Raw genomic sequence first — 20,791 nt, forward strand, 5'->3', positions numbered from 1 at the left:
TTATGGAGCGTCGGATTTTGTTACGCCTTCGATGCGTGTCAAAGACCAGGGGTGGCCGCTGTAGCCCTTCAGCCGACTGCTCAGAACGATGGGCTCGAAGCGTTCAAACATCGGCAAGACGGCAGGCTTCAACGCGATGAATTTTTCCTGGATCTGTTTGATGAGTTCCATCCGCTTGGCATCATCCCTTTCGCTGTTTGCCTGCTCACGAAGGGCATTGAGCTCTGGAATGTCCCAGGCAGAGCGCCAGACGAAGTTGCCTGCGTTGTTGGCTTCCTTGGAATTGTTGGGATTGGATGCGAAGTTATCCAGCGAACCAAGTGCAGTCGGCATGAACGAGCCCGTTTGCGGAATCAGCAGATCGAAATTGCGCGCGCGGTGTGCCGCGACAATATCGGCGCCATTCCCCTGCTGGATGTTCACCTTGATACCGATGTCGGCGAGGTTGGCCTGAATGGCCGTTGCCATATCCACACGCGGTGTCTGCGAAATTGTTTTAAGCGTCACGGTGAAGCCATCCGGATAGCCGGCATCTGCCAGGAGCTTCTTGGCCTTTTCAGGCTGGAAAGACCAGTCGGGGTTGGCAATGGCACCTGCCCAGTCTTCCGGGACCGGAACGTTTCGGACACGACCGTATGACCCCAGAATCGTATTCGCTATGCCTTTGTAATCGATGCCGTAAGCAATCGCTTCCCGGACACCGGGCTTGGAGAATGGCTCAGTGCCTGCATTCATTGCCAGAACGTAATAACCACCGGTCTTGACCTTATCGATGACAAAGCTCGTGTTCGTTTCGAACGTCTTGACGTCTGCAGCGGTCAGGGCACTGGCAATATCGATATCGCCGCGCTCGAGCATCAGACGGGCAGCCTGACTTTCCGGCACATGGCGCATGACAATGCGGCGCATGGTGGGTTTGCCGTCGCGATATTCATCATTGGCCTCCAGAAGGACAATGTCATTGGGTGTCCAGCGGCGCAACACGTAAGGACCTGAACCTGCGGTCTTGGTTCGAAGCCATTCATTGCCGTAATCGTTGTTGTTGACGTGCTTTTCGACCTCAACGCTGTCCACAACCGATGAAACACCCATCGCAAGACGATAGAGGAGCGCTTCCGGGATGACCTTGTCGGTCAATTCGATCCGAAATGTCTTGTCATCGGGAGCGGACACAAGACTTTCAATATTGGCAGCAGTGTATCCGGCCGTCTTGTAATTGGTCGCCGCAGATTGATCGAGCTTCAAAAGCCGGACGATGGAGAACACGACGTCCTTGGAGGTTACCGGGTTTCCGGATGAAAATGTCGCATCTTTGAGCTTGAAGGTAATACCCTTATCATCAACCTGCCAGCTTTCTGCCAGCTGCGGCTTGATTTTGTTACCGTCCTTCTGGTCAGCGAAAACAAGGCGGTCATAGGTGTTCGCCAATATTTCCTGCGTCTTGACTTCAGTGGCTTGCTGCGGATCAAGCGAGAGCACCTGGGCAAGCGACGTACCAATAACGAGTTGATCGTTCGGGGTAGCTGCGATGGCTGTCGTGGCCGTGGCCGTGGCCGTGGCAAGCGCAAGAGAAAGCGTTGCGGCAAAAACACGATTGGAACAAATTACGGTCATAGGTTTCCTCTCCAAAATTGTCGCTTCAGCGCCAGACAAGTCATACGATGATTACGTCTAATTATCGCCACTGGCACGCATCTAGTATGATGTCTTAGGCTGAGAGCCTTATCCTCTGCCCCTAGTGAACCTTAATATTGCTCGCGGCGCAAGCCGTGTTTACGCCGAGAAAGAGAGAGAAGGGGGCTTTTTGGAAATCAAACCAATGAAATCTCCGAAAGAGAATGCAATTAAAAAGCAATCAATAATCATTATTTAAACTCAAGGTAATATTAGATATTTTTGTATAAACGATAATTTTCAGATAGTTAATTATCATCATCAAATCACTTTGGGTATCGACTATAAATAGCAATCTAGTTGTAAAAATATGTTTTATACTACTTTTGGGGGAGTCTTGAATATTTAGAATTATTGCAACTCGACAATCGCTCTAAGAGGTATTATCTCTTTCAAGGCAATCAGGAGAAATGACATGTATGTTGGCACGCAATTGGCAGCCCGTGACGATGACGATTATCGGGTATGGTCACAGCTTGGCATTAACAATATCTGCGCGGACCCAGATGGCCCGATGGACAGCTGGAGCCTTGACGATCTCAAACGCTTGCGCGAGAAAGTTGAAAGCTTTGGTCTGACACTGGATATGATCCAGCTCCCCTTGCCTTCAAGCCCGATTGAGACCGCCACCTATCCAGACATTTTGCTGGCGGGTCCAAACCGTGATCGCCAGATCGATGCCATCTGCAAATTGATTGAAAACCTTGCCGAAGCGGGTATTCCTGCCGCTAAATACAATCTCAATCTCATCGGCATTCCCCGCACCCCCGATGAGCTTGGACGAGGCGGTTCACGGAATGCATCCTTCCGCTGGGACAAGACTGATCAGGATGCAGCGCCCGGTCAGGCAGGCATTCTCTCGGAAGATGAAAACTGGGAGCGGATCGACTATTTTCTTGAACGGGTCGTACCTGTCGCCGAAGCGAACCGCATCCGCCTTGCCTGCCATCCACACGATCCCTATACGCCGCCCGGTTACAAGGGGGTGACACGCGTTCTTGGAACCGTGGATGGCCTCAAGAAATTCGTCATGATGCGTGAAAGCGCTTATCACGGCCTGAATTTTTGTCAGGGAACTGTCGGCGAAATGCTTGATAATCCCCGTGAAGAGATCGAAGACGTTATTCGCTGGTTTGGCAGCCGGAACAAGATCTTCAATCTACACTTCCGTAACATTCGCGGCAAAAAACTTTCATTCATGGAAACCTTCCCGGATGAAGGCGACATGGACATGGCCCGATCGCTGAAAGTCTACAAGGAAGTGGGCTACAGATACATGATCATGCCCGACCATGTTCCCACCATTTCCGGGCGTGATCCACAAGGCGTCGCTTTTGCCTATTGTTATGGTTACACCGCCGCCTTGCTTCAGGCCCTCGATGCCTACAATTCCTAGGCTTCAGTCAAACGGGCAAGGTCCCGTTCGATCTGCGGCATCAATGGAGTCTGCCTGACCTCGATTTGAAAAGCGTGTTCCGTATTTGGTAATTCATGCATCATTGGCCTCAGGAGCGAATTTTCTGAAAACTCAATCGGGACACTGTTGGTGCAGAAACTCTGCACGCTCTGACGTCTAGGAAGTCTGACCGAGGACGTGCCGGACTCCGGTTTTGTCGGGACGACGCCTTGGCCTGTCACCGGCTGCCAGACAACGTTGCCGTGTGTTGACAAGAAGCTGCGTATGAAGCCGATAAACAAAAATGGAGAGTTGATGTAATGAGAAAGATCACATTTTTCGCGGCAACCTCCATCATGGTTGCGAGTAGCCTTTTTGCGACTGCGACGGCAGCTCTGGCTAAAACAATGGTCTATGTCTCCGCTGCAACAGACGGAGACATCAACACCTACAGCATGGATGAAAAAACGGGAGCCTTGACGCCAGCCGATAAGGTGAAGGCTGGCTTTTCTGTCATGCCTTTGGCCGTCAGCGGCGACGCTCATCATCTTTATGCTGTCGTTCGGTCACAGCCCTACCGCGTCGTGTCATATGACATCAACCAAGATACAGGTGCGCTGACGGAAAAAGCCGTCGCGGCACTGCCGGACAGTATGCCCTACGTTTCGGTAGAAAAACGTGGTCGGCTGCTGTTCTTCGCGTCCTATGGCGGAAACAAGATTGCGTCCTTGCCGATAGGCGCAGGTGGCCTTGTCAAGGAAGGCGTCAAGCAGGTCATACTGACGGGCAGAAACGCCCACTCCATCGTGAGTGACAAGACGGGAAAATACGTATTCGCTTCCAACCTCGGCTCCGACGTGATTCTGCAGTATGTTCTGAATGACGAAACGGGAATGCTTGAACCCAACAAGCCTGCCAGCGTCGCAACGAAAGCGGGACAGGGACCACGTCATATTCGTGTCTCGCCCGACAACAAGTCGGTTTATGTCGTTACGGAGCTCAGCGGCGAGGTCATTCACTTTGCACTAGACGCCGCCACGGGAACTCTGACCGAGAAAGAGACGGTCCCGGTTTTGACAGCCGATGCCGGCCTTGAGAAAGGTGTCGCGCCTCCTGCACCACCTGCGTTCAACGCGCCCGCGACAGCAATCCAAACTCCCGCGCCTGCGGTTGCTCTTCAGCCAAAGATTTGGGCTGCCGATATAGACATCACGCCTGATGGAAAGTTCCTATACGCGTCAGAGCGGTCGACAAGCACGATTGCGATCTTTGCCGTAGCCGCAGATACGGGCGCGCTGACCCGGCTTGGCTCCATTGCAACAGAAAAACAGCCGCGCGGTATTCGCATTGATCCAACGGGCCGGTTCCTGATCGCGGCGGGGGAGAAATCTGAAAAGATCTCTGTCTACAGTATCGGTCAGGAAGATGGCTCACTGCAAGGTGTCGGGCGTTACGACGTTGGCAACGGTGCAAATTGGATCGAAATCGTCCGTCTTCCGTAAAGACCGGCGCGGGTTTTACCCAACACGATCGAGCTCTCCTCGATCTTCTAGTAAAGAGTGACCGTGTCCCACCCCATGCTTATCCATAGCCCGGATCGACACCCCCGCCGACCGGGCGTATTCGACTGGTACGACAAGGAAATCAGCCCCAGAGCGCAACCTGTGGCCAGCATCCCGGCAAAAAACCATCACAAATCGACGTTCATTCTTGAGTCGTTGGGCTGATTGAAAAAGCGACAATCAAATGGAAATTTACGGACATCAGCGTGCACTCCGTTTGCCCACCCCGGCATAAATGAGCGCGGCGACAACGACCAGCATGCCTTGGAAGAGATATTGATAGGTCTGGGTCAGGCCCAGGAATGTCACGGCGTTCAGCACCTCGGTCAAGAGAACGGCACCGAGCAGGGTTCCGATGAACGTTCCACGCCCGCCCGAAAGGCTGGTGCCCCCCACAACGACCGCAGTGATGCTGGCAAGCGTGTAGTTCACACCCTGGCGGGGATCGCCCACCCCAATCTGGGTCATCAGCATGATTGCACCCAAGCCAGTCAGCAGCGAGCAGGCAATGTATCCAGCGATGAAGGTCATTTCGACAGGAATGCCAGCGCGACGGGCTGAATGCTCATTAGATCCGACAGCGCGCAGGCGCCAGCCAGCCCGCGTCCGGCGCAACACGGCTTCTGCCGCCAGTGCAGCGGCAACCAGAACGAGGAAGGCAACAGGGAGCGGTCCCCATTGCCAGTTGACCCAGTCTGTGACCGTCGCACTGATGTAGCCGCCTGGATTGTCCCGCAGCAGAAAGCTGCAGCCCTGGATCGCGATATACATCGCAAGTGTCGCCGCAATCGGCGTGAAGTTGGCAAAACGGATCAGCATGCCGTTGATCGCGCCGGTGACAAAGGCGCTGGCGAACATCAGCAGGAAGCCGACCAGCATCATTGCAGAAGAACTGTCATCTGTGATGAAGAAGGACGCGACCACGACCAGAAAACCGGTAAGGGGGCCAACGGAAAGATCGATACCGCCCATCAAGAGCGCCACCGTCTGGCCCATGGCAATGAAGCCGAGGGCAGTGGCAAGAAGCAGGATGTTGTAAATATTATAGACGGACAGGAAGTTCTCGTTCTGGCCGTAGACGTAAAGTCCAAGCAGCAAGGTCACGATAGCAAGAGGTACGGCTGGAGCATTGTCGGACCGCAGCAAATCACGCCACCGGCTGCCAGTATTCGTATGAGTAACCGTCGAACTGCTGTCGCCGTGGGTTTCAGACTTGACGGCGGCAGCAACGATGCGCTCTTCGGTGACGTCGTCACCGGCCAGGATTTCGACCACCTGTCCGCGCGACAGCACGACCACCTTGTCGCACAGGCCTTCGAGTTCAACAGCATCGGAAGAGTTGACGACGACCGGTGTTCCCGCTTCGGAGACTTCCCGCAGAATGCGATAGATTTCGAACCGGGCACCAACATCCACGCCCTGGGTCGGCTCGTCCGCGATGATAAGCCCTGGCTCGGACAGAAGTGCACGAGCCATGACAACCTTCTGCTGGTTTCCCCCTGACAGGGCAAAAATCGGCGCCTCCATTCCCGGCGTCTTGACTGCCAGCTCGCTGAAGATCGCACCGACCTGGTGGAATTCCTTCTTCCGGCTCATGATGCCCGCGACGGCGAACTTTTCAAGTGCCGAAAAGGTGGCATTCTCGCGCACGGTAAGGCTACCTGCGACACCCTCGGTATGGCGGTCTGACGGCATGAAAGCGGCTTCATGCAGGAGCTCAGGCTGCGTCAACTCGCGTCCACGCAAGACAATCTGACCCTTCACGGGCTGTAGACCGGCAAGCACACGCATGAGTTCAGGCTGGCCATTGCCCGCAACGCCGGCGATCCCGACAATCTGTCCCCTTGGCACGTCGAAACTGACGTTTTTCAGATCTTTGTTGGAGAGACCACTTACGGAAAAGCAGGTCTCCGACCCGATTGACGAGGCTTTTGGCGGGAAGGCAGATTCCAGAGTACGCCCGACAATCATGCCAACAAGATCGGTATCGCTGATCTCGCCGATCAAAGCGGTGCCGCGCACACGACCATCCCGAAGCACGGTCACGCGATCGGCAATCTGGCGCAGTTCGGCCAGACGGTGGGTGATATAAATGACAGAGGTACCCGCGGCTGCCACCTCGCGGATCCGGGCAAACAGCATGTCTGTCGAGTCCTGGTCGAGCGAGGCCGTCGGTTCGTCCAGGATCAGCACCTTCGGATCAAGCGCAAGCGCCTTGGCAATTTCGAGTAGATGTTTCTGGGCAACGGTCAGGCCGTCTGCGCGCATGCCAAGGGGAACGTGCAGCCCGACTTTGTCGAGCACGCGTCGACCAATCGTCTCGGGTTTCGCCGCAGAAAACACGGATGCAGGCAGCGCGACACGTAGGTTTTCCAGGATCGATAGGTCATCCACGATTGCCGGATGCTGGAAGCAGATGCCGATACCATGAGACTTGGCAATTTCTGGCGTCATCTGCTGGACAGGATGTCCACCAAGAATAATTTCGCCACCTGTCGGCTGTAACGTGCCGGAAATGATGTTCATCAAGGTCGATTTTCCGGCACCATTCTCGCCAAGGATGGCGTGCACTTCGCCAACGCGAAATTCCGCACTGATATCGACCAGAGCCGCAACGACAGAGAAATATTTCGAGATACCTGCCAGACGGATCACCACGTCCCGGGTGTCCGGCGCGATCTCTTGACCGTTTCGTGCCAACATTGTCTGCGATCCACCTTGATTGCTGAACCCCGGAGTGTCAGTCCTCCGGGGTCATTGATTCATGAGTTGCGGTTACTTGCCGACAACCTTCGCCTGGTCCTCGGGCTTAAGCTCGGAAGACATGTAAATAGCCCCTGGCAAATCCTTGCGGCACTGAACGCCATTCGGCTTGCCAGAGACAGAATCCTCATAGGCAGGCGCCTTGAAAATCTCTTCCTTCGGCAGTTCGCCGCCGGTTGCTAACGCCACAGCCCATTGGACCGCCAGGCGAACATTGTCGTTGCCGGTGGCAACGGTGAACAGCTTGAAGTCAGGATTGGCGGCGTGGTTGTCTTCCCAGAAGCAGCTGAGCGAATTGCCATCGGAGGTTGCCAGCGCCGGGATCGACTTGCCCTGCTTGGTAAAGGCTGGGAGCGCGCCGACAAGTGATGGGCCGAAGTCGGAGACAATCACATCGATCTTGTCGTTTTTAGCGATCTCGGCCGTCAGCACCTTCTGCGTAAGAGCCGGGTCCCAGTTGGTCACGGCGAAGGGTGCCTGATTGACGAAGACATATTCCGGACCAAGCACGCTCTTCAGGCCCTTCAACTCGTCGATGCCCTGGCTGTTGCCGGCCGGACCGCTGAGAAACAGGAGATTGCCACCCTTTGGCAAGACGCTCTTGATCCAGTTACCCCAGGTCACACCGTCGTTCTCGAAGGAGGACCCGATGAACTTGGAGTAATTCATGCCCTCCTTGCCGCCCACCGCGACCCGATACGGCACGATGATCTTCCCCGCCTTGAACACACTGGTGATCGCCGGGAGCATGGCGGGACCTGCATCACCGAAAACGACGAGTGCATCGATGCCCTTGGCTGCCATGCCCTTGATGTCAGAGATTGCCTTTTGTGTATCACCTTGGCCGTCGGCATATTCGTACTTTGTGATGCTGGGGCAGAGCTCAACGGTCTGCTTGCCGGATGCCGTCGTCACCTGACGCCAGCTGTTGCCACCATAGCCGTCGAGAAGAGCGAGCGTCGCCTTCTTGGGTCCGCACCAGGACGGCATTTCTGCCTTGGCCACGCTCGCACCTCCCAGTGCGACAAACGCAGTCGCCACCGATAGCGCCATGACCTTGGTCAAATCTGCATAATTCATGTCTGCTCCTCCACTTGTTATTGTTAGGTCGTTTTTTTGACGTTTCTGCTCCAGTTGAGCGAGTAAACGGCGATGCCAAAACCCAGCGCCAGGGCCTGGATAATCGTTTGGGCGGAATAGGGTACACCGACCGACAGCGCGAATTGGCTCAGCTGATTCAGAAACAGGGCGGCAAGCACTGTCGAGATCGGAAAACCGCGTCCACCCAGCAGCGAGGTGCCACCCAGCACGACGACAGCGACGGACGGCAACAGCAAACTGTCGCCCTGAAAGGCGGTAGGCTCGCGGGTAATACCGGCAATCAGGATACCTGCCAGGCAATAGAACAGCTGCGCATAGACATAGGCCATCATCTGGTGCGACCGGACACGCAGGCCTGCCGCCTCTCCGGCCGCCGGGCTGGCGCCGATCGCCTCGAACCGGCGACCACCGACGGTCTTTTTCAGCATGAAAGACACCAGAGCCGTCGCGCCAAGAGCAAAATAGATCGCATTGGGCAGACCAAAGGTTTCGCCTCCAGCGATCGTGGCCAGGAGATCGGTCGTGACAGAAGGAACCCCGCCAGACATCGCAAAAACCGCTGCGTAGAGAAGCGCATTGGTGCCGATCGTTGCAATGATCGCATTCATACGGAAAACGCTGATCAGGATGCCGTTGAGGACCCCGATCGAAAGGTTGAATGCCAGCGCCAGCAGCACCGCCTGATACAGGACCGCATCATTCTGATTTGGAAAATGCGTCGACACCACAACCGCAAGAGACACGGCTCCAGGAAGCGAAAGGTCGAACCCACCCTGCTGGACGACAAGCAACTGGCCGAGGCCGACAATTGCAATGATGGCTGCAAAAGGAAGACTGCCCGACAGAGCGCCCCACGAAACGCTAGACGGCGCAAAGATTAGAGAGGCGATCAGAAGCAGTGCAATCGAAAGGACAACCGTCACGAAGCTACGCGCCAGTTGAAATTGGCCCGCGCCGTAGTTGCTCGAACGCGTCGGGGTCGTGGAGATGGCACTCACCAGGGAGCTCCTTTCGGCAAGCCTGCGGACGCACGGCAGACGCGACCATTGCTTGCCAAGGGTTTTGATCGAAAGTCGGGGTCGGGACAGTAGCTCGAAAATAAAGTTGAACAGCGTGACAAACCATCTCGGTGCGATACGTCGGCTAAGGCGCCATTGAGAACGTAAAGAACCGCAACCTGCGCCCGTTTCGCATATTCGGTGAGACACGACGCCTGCTTAAAGTTTTCCATCATCGTGCCCTCCTCTCGAGACGATCAAGGTTCGTTTAAAATGAAGGAGTCAGAAAGACATATCCGAACGACGCGACAGCTAAAGCCTCAAGCTTTGGCAACAACCTGAATGCCTCCGAACCGTTGAACGGTCAGAACTGTCAAAATCAAAATGAATTACGGATTGCCCAAATTCTTGCTCCTCCAAGAATTTGTCATTGCGTCTGCCGCTAGCCCCACCGGCTGGTGAGTATACACGGGCTGACCATCAAATCACTTCAGGAAACTTACTCCTCCGAACTCCTCATCAATGACATTATGCATTTTGAAGACTGCGAAAACCACGAAAATATCCGCTTTGGATAAGTGTGTTCTATTGAGAATATTGGACGACCCGCATTCAGGGTGCCCGTCCCATGGAGTGGTAGGTTTCGATCAGCAACTCAGCATTTTGCGGCCCCGCGTCTCGCGCACGCGCTTCGATTTCATAGGCCAGTTCCACCACACGCTGGTTGATCGGGGCTGCAAGTCCATGGGCCTTCAGCGTGTCGATGACCCAGCCGTTCACTTCCTGAATCTCGGCCCGCCGGCCCTTCCGCCAGTCCTGAAGCGAGGTGGTGAGTGTATCGGCCTGTGAGAAGACAGTGAGCACCTCCTCGAATATCTGGTCGACATAGCGTTCCGGATGATTGGTGGTCACCGGCGGCATGCCGATGATCGGTACGATCCTGGCACCATCGGCGATGGCAGCCTGCATGGCCTCGTAGCCCGCAGCCCGCATCACGTCGAGCATTCCTGGACTGCGTGCGGCATCACCAAGCGGTAGGTTGACGATCGCGGAAGGAATGAGTTCGGCGGCATTGACGACGAGCTTCATCCATTTGGCAGAGCGAATGTCATCGGTGACCTCGACCCTGCCCGTACAGCGCAGGAGTTCGGCCACTGGCTCCACCCTCTTCTGGACATCTGGATCAAGTGCACCCAGAGCGAACCATGAGGTATCGTGATCGTTCTGCCGATTGGTCACACCCGGCACGAACATATTGGAGGCGATTTCGATAACGGCACCGATGGTGCGTTCGCGGCCGACAATCGCTGCGATGTCTTCATGGGTCATGCCGTTCTGAAGACCGATAACCAGGCCATCCTTTGCCAGAACCGGCTCGATCAGCTGTGTCGCCCATTTGGTATCGTAGGCCTTGACCACCAGGAAAACCAGATCGAATGGCTCCTTCACCTCGGCCACCTCGCACAGATGCAGTGCGGCAACCTTGGCATTGATCGTGCGGGTCGGCAGATGAACGGTAATCCCGTCTGCCCGGATGGCATTTACGTGGTCGGGCCACTGCTCGATAAAGGTCACATCGTGCCCGGCGAGGACGAAGTCTGCACCGATTGATGCACCTTGGGCGCCGGTTCCAAGGAAGGCAATTCTCGGTTTTTTGCTGGAACTGGATGTCACGCGACGGTCTCCTTGAATATCTGTGCGGGCAACGATTGCCCCTTCAAAATCGAAACAGTTTCCGGTCGCCACTCAGCGGATGGTTCAATGTGCAAGTCTTTGCAACGCGGGCGACACTGACGCTAGAGCGTTTCCTTGTTAAATTAAAACGCTCTAGCAGACGTAGTCCACCTGATGGCGGGCAATGCGAATACCTTCAAGATCAGCGCGCACCTTGGCGTGGGCAGGATGCTCCGCGTAGCACCGGAGCGCCGCCTCATCTTCGAATTCCGAGTAGAGAACCACGTCGCAAGCGTATGGTATGCGGCTGATGTCCAGCCCCACTTCAATGGTTTTCAAGCCCGGTATCTGTCCGATCAGGCTTTCGAACTTGGTTTTGATCATGATGGCGGCATGACGCTTCTGCTCTGGCGTATCCCCGCTGACGTTCCACATGACGATATGCTTGATCATGGCTTACCTCCTCAAGTCTCTATGGTGCGATCGCGCGGAGACGGCGTTGCCGCAAACGCGGTATTCAGACCGCTAATGCATCCGCCGCGGTGCAAGCGCGGGTTTATGGACCTGTCTCTTGGCGGCCTCTTCCGGACCGCCCAGACCGTCGTCCACGACATGGGCCGATCCCAACTCACGCATCCAGCTCGATACGATTTGCAAACACTTGCTTAGCCACGTCTTCATCTCGTTCCCTCCCATCCTTTTGCATTCCTCATCCCGGCCGTCGGCCCTCATAGGCGTTCGCCAGCAGGCGGCGAAGTCCTTCCCCTTCAAGCTCCCGTGGGTTCCAATAGGCATTCGCCATCGCCTGTTCGACAGCAGGATCAATGCCATCGGCGGGCATGCCCATCGATTTCAGCGCCATGGACGCGCCGAGCTTCTCCGCGAGATCAAAGAGCCCCCCCGCAGCATCACTTGCACCAAGCGCGCCCGCGACACGCCTCATAGCCTCGGGAGCGGCTGGTGCGTTGTAGGCCACGGCATGCGGTAGAAGTGCCGTGTGCATAGGCGCATGGGGTAGATTGAACATCCCGCCGAGCGTATGGCAAAGCTTGTGGTGCAACGCCATGCCGACGGATCCCAGGCACAGGCCGCAGAGCCAGGCGCCGTAAAGCGCATCCGCCCTTGCATCCGGATCATCCGGCTGGCGGGCAATGATGGGAAGGGCACGGGCAAAGGCCGAAATCCCCTGCTCGGCCAGCAGTGAGATGACGGGATTGCCTTCCCGTGCATAGAGAGCTTCCACCGCGTGAGCCACGGCGTTCAGACCACTGGTCACGGACATGGCAACCGGCAGCGTCAAGGTAAGGTCGACATCGTAGACGATGACCTCAGGCAGGATGCGCGGATCAGATTTTGTAACCTTTCGGCCATGCTCGGTCTCACCAAGAATAGGCGTTGCCTCCGATCCGGCATAGGTCGTCGGCACCACGATCTGTGGCAGATCGGTGCGAAAGGCGATCGCCTTGCCAAGGCCGGTCGTGGACCCGCCACCAAACGAGAGCAGGGCATTGGCGCCGACGTGCTCAACCATACTCAGTGCATCGACAGTCACGTCCACCGGCGTGTGCATCTGCGCCTTGGGGTAAAGGCCCGCAAAGCGCTGCCCCAGAACCGTCGCTATGGCTTCAGCCTGCTCTGCCTGCTCGGGGGTCGACAGGACCAGTACCCGATCGACCGACAAGCGCTCGGCCTCCTGCGCCAGAGTTCCGATTGTGCCACGTCCGAAGACGACACGCGCGGGCTGACTACGATAGACAAAATTCTGCATGCCTAACCTTCCAGTTTCTGCTGTGGCGTCACCAGCACGAAGTCACAGGTAACGGCCTGGAATGGGTTGGAAAAACCCAGCTCCGACGCCCTTGCCGGATCGTCGACAGCGTGGAAGTCCGCGATAAGATCCTGCTTCACACCAAAGACCGCATCGGAATGCAGATAGGGGCAATCCGGCGTGAAAATATGCGTTGTGATCGGCTCGAAGCCAGCGGCACCGACAATAAAGTGGATATGAGCAGGCCGGTAGGGATGACGACCCATCTGGCCGAGCAATTTGCCAACGGGACCGTCATCGGGGATCGGGTAGTATTTCGGACGCACCGACTTGAACCAGTATCGGCCGTCAGCATCGGTCGTGAAGATGCCGCGCAGGTTCATCTCGGGTTGAACGCCCTTCTGCTGAACATCATAGAACCCGTCTTCATTGGCCTGCCATACGTCAAGCATGGCACCAGCGATGGGCTGGCCCTGTGTATCGGTGACGCGCCCCGTCACAACAAGCGGTTCGCCCTTGCCGTCGAGGCAGATGTTGGCGCCACTCTCGTAGCGCGGGGCATCAGCGACGTGGAAGGGACCGAGGACCGTTGTTTCTGTCGCACCCGATGGTTTTCGGTTGTTGATGGCGTCAACGAGCATCGAGACGCCCAATATATCCGATAGCAGGATGTATTCCTGTCGCCAGTCGTTGCATATCTGGCCGGTCTCGGTCAGGAACGTGATCGCCTTGCCCCATTCCTCCTGTGTCGGCTCCACTTCCTTCACGAACGCATGCAGATGCCGGATGGCGGAATCCATGATCTCCCGCAGACGCGGATCGGAGTCGCTAGCGATCCTTGCGATGACGACCTCAGCGGAATCATCCTCGGAGAAGTAGCCGCTTTCGGCCTCGTGGTTGCGCGGATCAGTCGTCATGTTGTCACCCTTTCCTGATGTCCGTTACGGAACCATGTGATTGGCGCAAAGGCGGTGTGAGCCTCGGTGAAGGATTTGGTGGCGCCATGATCTCAAACATTCAACAGAGTAATCTTGATGCTCTTGGTCGCGTCTTTTCCAAAGCCGAAAGCCTGGACGGCATCCGTCAGCGCATAGTCGTGCGTCTGGATCGGCGACAGGTCGATGCCGGTACGCTCAAGGAACCGAATGGCTGCGGGCCACACGCCTGGTGACCCGATGCAACCCCGGACCGTCAGGTTCTTCATCTGGATCTGCCCGATGACCACGGGAACGCTGCGCCCGATATTGATGCCAACCATCGACATACGGCCGTCTTCACGCGCGTAGTCAAACGCCGCAGCCAGCGAAGCGTCATGGCCAGAGGCTTCGACAACCAGATCCGCGCCATGGCCGCCGGTCATTTCGCGAATGCGATCGGCCGCACCGCCATCGCTCGGGTCGAGTGCCGCATCTGCGCCAAGCTTGAGCGCCACCTCCCGACGGGATGCCAAGGGGTCAACGACAATCACGCGAGCACCCATTCCGATGGCAGCTGCCGCCGAAACGAGCCCAATCGTGCCGCCGCCGGAAACGACCACCGTCTCGCTTGCATTGGTGCCGCCGGAACGCAGAACGGCATAGAAACCGCAAGTGAAAGGCTCGATCAGAGCCGCCTTCTTGTCATCGACGGCGTCGGGCAGCTTGTGCAGCCATTCCGGATTGACGTTGAAGAATTCCCGATCGGCACCGTTCATGGAAAAGCCGAAATGGTGGAGACGCTCGGGGGTGCGCACCACGCATTCGCCCACCACCCTGTCGCCGATCTTGAAACCAGTCACATTGCGGCCGACCTCAACGATTTCACCACTCCACTCGTGACCTGGTGTCACGGGATAGGAGATCGGTATGATGTACCGGCCGGCGAGCAGCTCATAGTCGGAGTGGCAAATGCCGACCGCACGGGTCCGTACCAGAACCTCGTTGGGAGACATCTGCGGCATGTCCAGATCCGCGATTACGGGCTTGTCCGGTGCTTCGAATACCAAGGCTTTCATAGCAACCTTCCTGTCACAGTGTTTCGACCAAGCCCGTGCGGGCAGATCGGATAATGGCTTCCAGCAAGGCGATGTTGTTGATCATGTCCTCGCCGCTGATCGGGTAGGCGTCCAGGCCGCGCACCGCACGGGCAAAGGCACGCAGGTTGTCTCGAACCGGTTCGGCAGGAGCCACCTCACGAATGGTGATCTGCTGCCCCTTCCATCCCTCTGTGACGATCCAGCCATCCGGCGATTCGACATGCGCCTTGTCCCGCACTTCGATCCATCCAAGCGTGCCGAAGATCGCAAAGCGGGAAATGAAGGGCGTCGCAAGCGTTGCCGATACATAGGCAGATCCACCGCCCTTGAAGCGGACATGCGCGCTCATCGTGTCCCCTTGCGGAATCTGGGAGGCCAGGTTTTCACAGATGACCCGCACATCTGAAGGCGGTCCCATCAGCTTTACCGACAGATCCGTCAGATGGATGCCGGTGGCCGTCATACCGCCTGCCGGTGCCTGTTCTGCATCCAGCCGCCAATTGGAAGGGTCCAGCGTCAGAAACTTGTCGTGGCTGAAATTCGCCTCGATCTGCAACAGGCGACCGAGACGTCCGGACGTTGCCGCCTCGAGAATGTCGGCAATCGGTGGTTCGAACCGACGCTCATGACCCATGCCAAGGACGAGGCCCGCGTTCTGGCAGAGCGCAACAGAGGCTTCGGCCTCCCTTCGGGTCATGGCCAGAGGCTTTTCACAAAAGACATGTTTTCCGGCGGCGACAGCTTGCGCAATCTGCCCCTGATGCAGCGCGTGCGGCGTCGCCAGGATCACGGCTTCGACGTGTGGATCTGCAAGCGCCGCAGAAAGGTCCGAGGAAAACCGCATGCCAAGATCGGCGGCAAAACCCTGCACGTCCATATTGGGGTCAACACCATGGACGAAACGCATCTCTGCCCCACCGGCGTTGACGAGGGACGCCATCTTCTTGCCCCACCAGCCAAGGCCCACAATCGCAGCACCGACAGGACGTTTTTCTGCCGCGCTCATCGATTGTCGACCCGCTTGCTGAACGGATGAATATTCACAGAAGCCCAGACACCGGCAACACTGAAAGGATCGGCCTTGTTGAAAGCGACGACCTCTTCCTTGGTTTCAGCTTCGAACAGGAAGAGCGAGCCGATCATCGTCTCGTCATCGTCCGCAAGAAGCGGACCTGAGATGATGGTCTTCGTCTTGCCAGCGGCAAGGTAGGCTTTGTGGGCATCATAATGGGAAAGCCGTTTCTCGACGCCGCCAGGGTGATCAAGGCAATGAACGATGTAATGCATGACGAAACCTCTTTGATTCAGGCGTTTCAGGTCTTGCAAGCAGCCTGGTCAGCCAGGTGCCGCATTTTGGTGATCAGTGCCAAACGTGCCGCCGCGTTACACTCTTGTCGTCAGCAGTCTGAGACAGGGCTCGTCGGGGTTCACCCCTTCATGTTGACGAGGATCTTCATGTGAGAGGCGTTCGGATCGAGCAGCGCCTCGAACCCCTTGTCGACTACATCCTCCGGAGAAATCTGCGCGGTGACAATCTGCTCGACCGGGAAAATGCCCGCGCCGATCATCTGCGCAATCCGTGGCCAGATCGTCACCGGATAGCACCATGTCGCCTCGACCGTGATGTCCTTCAGTGCCCACAGCATGGCGTCGATAGCAGCGGGTTTTACGTGCAGTCCGACCTGGACGACGGTTCCCTGACGTCTGACGGCTGCGGCACAAAGATTAAGCGAGGCTTCCGCACCGACGCATTCGAGCGCGACGTCGACACCCACCCCATCTTCCGTATGCTGACGGAACAGGGCTGTCGTATCTGTCTCGCGTGGATCGAAGACGATTGCCTCCGGCACAAGTTTCTTCGCCAGCGCCCGGCGATTGGCATTGAGTTCGGAGACGAAAATGGTCGTTGCACCAGCCGCGCGGGTGGCAAGCAGAACGAGCGCACCGATCGGGCCCACACCGGACACCAGAACAGTGCTTCCCGCTTCCACCCCGCCGCGATCGACCCCGTAGAGGGCAACAGCCGCCGGTTCGATCATCGCAGCCTGAACGTCACTCACACTGTCGGGCACCGGAAAAACATTGTAGCCATTGACAACAGCCAGTTCGCCCATTCCACCCCAGTCCCAGGAGAGACCGACACAGGCCATCTTTTCGCTCAGGTGATAGAGCCCACGGCGTCCATAATAATCGTCACGTGGCGAGATGAGTGGCTGCACGGACACTCGGGTTCCCGGCGTGACATGGGTCACGTTGCGGCCAACCTCAATCACGCGCGCCGAGAACTCATGTCCGAGGATTTGCGGTAGGATCGCGCCAGAATAGACATGGGGCGTCGCTGGCGTGACAATCGGTCCGGCGATGTATTCGTGCAGATCCGTTCCGCAGATGCCGCAGACCAATGGCTCGATGAGCACCATATCATCTGAAAGCGGCCCAGAGGGCGCTGGCACATCTTCGACCCGAATATCTTTGCGCGTATAATAACGAACTGCTTTCACCTGCTTGTCCTTCCCATACAACCGGCTCAACCTCGCGAACCATGAATATCGTCATCAAACCACCGAGCGTTCAGATGCCCTCTGTTGGCTATCGCGCAGGGAGAACCGCACAAGGGCTTTCCATGAGGCGGCGCGACCATTCGTCCAGCCAGCGCTCACGCTTGAAAAACAGAAAATTCCGATAACGTTGCTGCATCACGAATCCTCCTCCGACCCTCGATCTGACCTCAGGCAACAGAAATCGCTTGCAAAGTGCCGTAAAGCACGCCTGCAACATCCTCTTGTTTCTGTCAGCTTTTCCTCCCACGGAACGCTGAACGATCCGATGGCAACGCTAATGGATTACCCAACGCCTCACAGCCGAAGATTTATCCGAAACGGATATTTTGTGCCGAGCTTTCGATCGGCAGTTCGCCATAGTGATGGGCGGGAGAGCATGACGCGGCGCGCCGGACGTGCAGCTTCAACATGAGCGCTCCGTGAACGAGAGCCGGTTCGCTGGCTCGCCATGAGTGAGTGACGACACGGACGGGAGGGTACCATGAACGAAAAGGTTTCGGTCGGATGGGCTGGCATCGGCAAAATGGGGGCGCCCATGAGCCGCCGCGTGCTGGATGCGGGTTATCGGCTTCACGTCTACGAGCCACTGCCGGAAAACCGGGCGACAATCGTCGCCGAGGGTGCAGACGTCGCCCACACGCTGGAAGACCTCGCCGCTGTATCTGATGTGGTTATCCTCACCATTCCCAACGATGCCGTATTGCGTGATCTCATTTTTGGGGCCGGAGGGCTCGCCGGCGTGATGAAAGCTGGCCAGACATTGATCGAGATGAGCACTGTCTCACCCGCGATCTCTGCCGAGGTGAACGAAGCCATGGCTGCACTTGGTGTGGCTTACCTGCGGGCACCGGTCTCAGGCAGCACGGCGACGGCGTCCGCTGGTACGCTTTCCGTCATGGCGTCAGGACCGGAACAGGCATACAAAAATGCCGAACCGATCTTCGAGTGCTTTTCCGCCCGCCGCTTCTACGTCGGCCAGGCGGAAGAGGCACGCTATCTGAAACTTGTTCTCAACGCGATGGTGGGTGCCACGTCAGCGCTTCTCGGGGAGGCCCTGACACTTGGTCTCAAGGGCAATCTATCGCTCGATACGATGCTCAATGTCATTTGCGAGAGCGCGGTTGCCTCGCCCCTGATCGCCTACAAGCGGGATTTGCTGGTCCAGCGCAACTTCGACCCTGCCTTCTCTGTGGCGCAGATGATGAAAGACTTCGATCTCATCCTCGACGCTGCGCGCGCAGATCATATTCCGATGTACATGGCGTCGATGATCCGTCAGCAATACGAAGCCGCATATGCAGAAGGATTGGCGGAGAAGGACTTCTTCGTGCTTTTCGAGCAATCCGAACGCCTTGCCGGGATTGTGCCGCCAGTTGCCGAATAGCCCCAACAAACCAGCATGGGACATGGACCGCGCCTAGCCAAAGGGCGCGCCAGCCGCTAGGAACATCGTCACAATGCGCGACGGACGGGAGGCCGACGTGAACGACTATGAAATGCTCCGGGTAATCGAATTTCTGGAAAAGACCCGGCGCCCCTTTCACGAGGTGATTGCCGGCTTCGACGAGGATCCCGTCTGGAAAATCGCGATCTTCCTGATCAAGGCCCACATTCACAGCCAAAGTGTGGCGATCTCTACGCTCGGACAGGAATCCGGCTTGCCCTATGCTACCTCGATGAGGCTGATCAATCGCATGGTCGACAGCGGCTACATCATCAAGGTACCGAAAGGCTCATCCGGCAAAACCTTCTCGCTACAACCAAGCGAAAAGCTGCTGCAGTCCTTCCAGGCCTATGCCGGCAAGACAAAGTCCCTGCTGGCGCAGACGCTCGGCTTGCGCAGTGGCGAGCAGGAGGACGACTACTACTTCGGCGGCACCCCTCTCGGCTCGCACATCATTCCGCCCATGCGACTGGTGCAGAAGCGGGTGGAATCCCACATCGAGTTGCGCTTCCTTCTCAATGACGACAACTACTTTTCCGCAATGCGCAACATGTGGGCCGACTTCCGCAACAATCTCGCCTCGCGGAAGAACTTCGAGCTTCTGCCCCTGCCTGACCTCTATCGCCGTGTTCTGGAAAATCGCTCCAAACCGGTCTCGGATTACGACGTGCTCGCAATCAACATGCCTTGGCTCGGCGAGTTCGCAGAAAAGGATATCGTCCGGCCGATCGACGCACTGATCCAGAAAACCGGGATCAATCCACTCGATTTCCATCCCTCCATCTGGTCGACCGCGCACTGGAACGGCCGGGACTACGGCGTTCCCGGCTATTGCACGGTCGAGATTCTGGCGGCTCGAAAGGACTTGTTCGCCGATGCCGGGCTGGATTTCCCCCGCAAATTCGAGGATGTCCTCTCCGCCGGACGCTCCTTCCATGCGCCGCAGAACGGCATGTACGGGGCGGTTTGGGACGGCGCGCGGGGCATGCCGATTGCCTCAAGCTTCCTGTTCTTTCTCGGCGCCTGCGGCCAGCCAGCAATTTCATTGAGACGATCACGGGCCGGTTTTACGTTCGAAGGTGTCAATCTTGAGGAATTGCACTGCACCGTCGTGTCAGATGCGGGCCTTGCTGCACTAGATTTCATGCGCCGGCTGATGGAAATCTCGCCGCCGGACATTCTCAACATGGCTTGGGACAGAACGCTCGACGTCTTCATGAAGGGAAAGGCCAGTCTGGGCTATTTCTGGACCATGCGGGCTGCGCGGTTCGAATACGACGTCCAGTCCGTGGTCAAGCGGCGGGTCGAATACCTTCCGCAACCCGCAGGACCCGGTGGAACACGCGCCTCGCCGATCGGCGGCTTCCTGTTTTGCATTCCCTCAAACCTGCCGGAAGAACGGGTCGAACTTGCCGCAGACGCGATCGCATGGATGGCCTCGCGTGAGGCAATGAAAGCCCATGTGAAAAACGGTTTTCCAATTGCCCCTCGCTTTTCTGTGAGTGCGGACCCAGAAGCGGCGGCCAGTTCGCCAATCGTGCGTTTCGTGGACCAATTGGCCAAGAAAAACCTGCTACACACCTGGCAGCGCCCCAACATTCCGCAATACGCCGCAATCGAACGGATCCTGGGCGAAGAGGTGCACGACGCCTTGTCGGGCATCAAAACAGACAAGGCAGCGCTCGCGGACGTGGCAGACCGGATAAACCGAGAACTCAGGTCTCCTACCCATTAGGAGCCCCGTACCTCAGAGGCACGGCGCCACCAAGCTTACGGTCGCTGCAACCAGTTTATGCATCTGCATCTGAGTTGCGCGCAACGTTTAAGCTGTAAACC

The 20,791-nt window shown here is 57.0% G+C and carries 17 protein-coding genes; 4 read left to right on the top strand and 13 right to left on the bottom strand.

The genetic code is table 11. The features are described from left to right. Entirely contained in the window at positions 1-1,614 is a 1,614-nt protein-coding gene (locus tag GGQ73_RS00740; RefSeq protein ID WP_183893171.1) for an ABC transporter substrate-binding protein, read from the bottom strand. 475 nt (positions 1,615-2,089) lie between these two features. Here GGQ73_RS00740 and GGQ73_RS00745 point away from each other — a divergent pair, with 475 nt between their 5' ends. Continuing rightward, complete coding sequence (locus tag GGQ73_RS00745; RefSeq protein ID WP_183893173.1) at positions 2,090-3,070, top strand: mannonate dehydratase; 981 nt, start codon at positions 2,090-2,092, stop codon at positions 3,068-3,070. Positions 3,071-3,390: 320 nt separating this feature from the next. Continuing rightward, a complete protein-coding gene (locus GGQ73_RS00750) occupies positions 3,391-4,572 on the top strand; it encodes a lactonase family protein (RefSeq protein ID WP_183893175.1) in 1,182 nt (393 codons plus the stop codon). A 261-nt stretch (positions 4,573-4,833) separates the two neighbouring features. Here GGQ73_RS00750 and GGQ73_RS00755 read toward each other — a convergent pair whose 3' ends face one another. The 12 genes from GGQ73_RS00755 to GGQ73_RS00810 form a co-directional block, all read right to left on the bottom strand. Continuing rightward, complete coding sequence (locus GGQ73_RS00755) at positions 4,834-7,335, bottom strand: ATP-binding cassette domain-containing protein (RefSeq protein ID WP_183893177.1); 2,502 nt, start codon at positions 7,333-7,335, stop codon at positions 4,834-4,836. Positions 7,336-7,407: 72 nt separating this feature from the next. Beyond that, the gene (locus tag GGQ73_RS00760) at positions 7,408-8,475 is read right to left on the bottom strand and encodes a substrate-binding domain-containing protein (protein WP_183893179.1); all 1,068 of its coding nucleotides are present in this window, start codon (positions 8,473-8,475) and stop codon (positions 7,408-7,410) included. A 23-nt stretch (positions 8,476-8,498) separates the two neighbouring features. Then, the gene (locus tag GGQ73_RS00765; protein WP_210290000.1) at positions 8,499-9,494 is read right to left on the bottom strand and encodes an ABC transporter permease; all 996 of its coding nucleotides are present in this window, start codon (positions 9,492-9,494) and stop codon (positions 8,499-8,501) included. Between the two features lie 612 nt (positions 9,495-10,106). Then, positions 10,107-11,168 carry a ketopantoate reductase family protein gene (locus GGQ73_RS00770; RefSeq protein WP_174155262.1) on the bottom strand — a complete coding sequence of 354 codons (1,062 nt, stop codon included), beginning with the start codon at positions 11,166-11,168 and terminating at the stop codon, positions 10,107-10,109. 153 nt (positions 11,169-11,321) lie between these two features. After that, positions 11,322-11,621: a Dabb family protein gene (locus GGQ73_RS00775; protein ID WP_174155261.1), complete on the bottom strand. Its 300-nt coding sequence runs from the start codon at positions 11,619-11,621 to the stop codon at positions 11,322-11,324. 72 nt (positions 11,622-11,693) lie between these two features. Beyond that, positions 11,694-11,849 carry a hypothetical protein gene (locus tag GGQ73_RS00780; protein WP_183893181.1) on the bottom strand — a complete coding sequence of 52 codons (156 nt, stop codon included), beginning with the start codon at positions 11,847-11,849 and terminating at the stop codon, positions 11,694-11,696. Positions 11,850-11,877: 28 nt separating this feature from the next. Next, on the bottom strand, positions 11,878-12,936 hold the full coding sequence (locus GGQ73_RS00785) for a maleylacetate reductase (protein WP_183893183.1): 1,059 nt from the start codon (positions 12,934-12,936) through the stop codon (positions 11,878-11,880). A gap of 2 nt (positions 12,937-12,938) precedes the next feature. Then, on the bottom strand, positions 12,939-13,853 hold the full coding sequence (locus tag GGQ73_RS00790; RefSeq protein ID WP_183893185.1) for an intradiol ring-cleavage dioxygenase: 915 nt from the start codon (positions 13,851-13,853) through the stop codon (positions 12,939-12,941). Positions 13,854-13,945: 92 nt separating this feature from the next. Beyond that, positions 13,946-14,929, bottom strand: coding sequence for a zinc-dependent alcohol dehydrogenase (locus GGQ73_RS00795; RefSeq protein ID WP_174155253.1), 984 nt, complete (start codon positions 14,927-14,929; stop codon positions 13,946-13,948). A 13-nt stretch (positions 14,930-14,942) separates the two neighbouring features. Next, positions 14,943-15,956, bottom strand: a complete 1,014-nt coding sequence (locus GGQ73_RS00800; protein WP_183893187.1) for a Gfo/Idh/MocA family protein — start codon at positions 15,954-15,956, stop codon at positions 14,943-14,945. Continuing rightward, on the bottom strand, positions 15,953-16,237 hold the full coding sequence (locus tag GGQ73_RS00805) for a YciI family protein (RefSeq protein ID WP_183893189.1): 285 nt from the start codon (positions 16,235-16,237) through the stop codon (positions 15,953-15,955). Before GGQ73_RS00805 ends, GGQ73_RS00800 begins: the two co-directional genes overlap by 4 nt. Before the next feature lie 140 nt (positions 16,238-16,377). Continuing rightward, entirely contained in the window at positions 16,378-17,451 is a 1,074-nt protein-coding gene (locus GGQ73_RS00810; protein ID WP_183893191.1) for a 2,3-butanediol dehydrogenase, read from the bottom strand. Positions 17,452-17,992: 541 nt separating this feature from the next. On the opposite strand from GGQ73_RS00810, the gene GGQ73_RS00815 reads away from it, so the two are divergent. Further along, positions 17,993-18,895, top strand: coding sequence for an NAD(P)-dependent oxidoreductase (locus GGQ73_RS00815; protein WP_183893193.1), 903 nt, complete (start codon positions 17,993-17,995; stop codon positions 18,893-18,895). 73 nt (positions 18,896-18,968) lie between these two features. Further along, positions 18,969-20,690, top strand: a complete 1,722-nt coding sequence (locus GGQ73_RS00820; protein ID WP_183893195.1) for an extracellular solute-binding protein — start codon at positions 18,969-18,971, stop codon at positions 20,688-20,690. The last annotated feature ends 101 nt before the right edge of the window (positions 20,691-20,791 follow it).

Origin of the sequence: Rhizobium skierniewicense, from assembly GCF_014196515.1 — a bacterium.
Taxonomy (GTDB): Bacteria; Pseudomonadota; Alphaproteobacteria; order Rhizobiales; family Rhizobiaceae; genus Agrobacterium; species Agrobacterium skierniewicense.

What these genes read in the sequence shown, in the direction of transcription:
- GGQ73_RS00805 (WP_183893189.1), bottom strand. Translation starts at nt 16,237, where the DNA reads ATGCATTACATCGTTCATTGCCTTGATCACCCTGGCGGCGTCGAGAAA.
- GGQ73_RS00780 (WP_183893181.1), bottom strand. Translation starts at nt 11,849, where the DNA reads ATGAAGACGTGGCTAAGCAAGTGTTTGCAAATCGTATCGAGCTGGATG.
- GGQ73_RS00795 (WP_174155253.1), bottom strand. Translation starts at nt 14,929, where the DNA reads ATGAAAGCCTTGGTATTCGAAGCACCGGACAAGCCCGTAATCGCGGAT.
- GGQ73_RS00815 (WP_183893193.1), top strand. Translation starts at nt 17,993, where the DNA reads ATGAACGAAAAGGTTTCGGTCGGATGGGCTGGCATCGGCAAAATGGGG.
- GGQ73_RS00785 (WP_183893183.1), bottom strand. Translation starts at nt 12,936, where the DNA reads ATGCAGAATTTTGTCTATCGTAGTCAGCCCGCGCGTGTCGTCTTCGGA.
- GGQ73_RS00760 (WP_183893179.1), bottom strand. Translation starts at nt 8,475, where the DNA reads ATGAATTATGCAGATTTGACCAAGGTCATGGCGCTATCGGTGGCGACT.
- GGQ73_RS00800 (WP_183893187.1), bottom strand. Translation starts at nt 15,956, where the DNA reads ATGAGCGCGGCAGAAAAACGTCCTGTCGGTGCTGCGATTGTGGGCCTT.
- GGQ73_RS00775 (WP_174155261.1), bottom strand. Translation starts at nt 11,621, where the DNA reads ATGATCAAGCATATCGTCATGTGGAACGTCAGCGGGGATACGCCAGAG.
- GGQ73_RS00755 (WP_183893177.1), bottom strand. Translation starts at nt 7,335, where the DNA reads ATGTTGGCACGAAACGGTCAAGAGATCGCGCCGGACACCCGGGACGTG.
- GGQ73_RS00820 (WP_183893195.1), top strand. Translation starts at nt 18,969, where the DNA reads ATGCGCGACGGACGGGAGGCCGACGTGAACGACTATGAAATGCTCCGG.
- GGQ73_RS00745 (WP_183893173.1), top strand. Translation starts at nt 2,090, where the DNA reads ATGTATGTTGGCACGCAATTGGCAGCCCGTGACGATGACGATTATCGG.
- GGQ73_RS00750 (WP_183893175.1), top strand. Translation starts at nt 3,391, where the DNA reads ATGAGAAAGATCACATTTTTCGCGGCAACCTCCATCATGGTTGCGAGT.
- GGQ73_RS00740 (WP_183893171.1), bottom strand. Translation starts at nt 1,614, where the DNA reads ATGACCGTAATTTGTTCCAATCGTGTTTTTGCCGCAACGCTTTCTCTT.
- GGQ73_RS00790 (WP_183893185.1), bottom strand. Translation starts at nt 13,853, where the DNA reads ATGACGACTGATCCGCGCAACCACGAGGCCGAAAGCGGCTACTTCTCC.